Raw genomic sequence first — 491 nt, forward strand, 5'->3', positions numbered from 1 at the left:
GAAAACCGCCAGTTCGACGAAAGTGCCGTTCGTGCGGTGCAAAAATGCGATGTCACTGGCCTGCAAGTTCCCGCCGGCAAGCAGGACATCTGGGCCGACGTCCGCGTCACCTTCGATCCAAGGGAGATGCTGGGCCTCTAAGGCCCGGGTATCCGGAAATCAGTACGAGAAGCGAGAAGACATGAAATCAATCCTCAAGCCGCTCCTGATGGTCGCAGCAATGGCGATGGGCATGACCGCGGCCAGCACGTTGCCGGCGCTGGCGCTGGTCGAACTCAACGTCAACAAGGGCAACGTCGAGCCGCTGCCGATCGCCATCACGGATTTCCAGGGCGGCGACGCGCTTGGGGCGCAGATTTCGCAAATCGTCACCGCCGATTTGAAGCGTTCGGGTCTGTTCGCTCCGATCGACAAAAGCGCCTTTATCGAGAAGATCACCAACCCCGATGCAGCACCGCGCTTCGACGACTGGAAGGTGATCAACGCGCAGG

1 pseudogene is annotated in these 491 nt (G+C 60.1%); it reads left to right on the forward strand.

The window, feature by feature from the left end:
- Positions 1 to 181 precede the first annotated feature (181 nt).
- A pseudogene (gene tolB / locus EN939_RS37430) lies at positions 182 to 491 on the forward strand (Tol-Pal system protein TolB); the annotation flags it as partial.

The organism is Mesorhizobium sp. M7A.F.Ca.CA.002.05.1.1 (assembly GCF_003998335.1).
Lineage (GTDB): Bacteria > Pseudomonadota > Alphaproteobacteria > Rhizobiales > Rhizobiaceae > Mesorhizobium.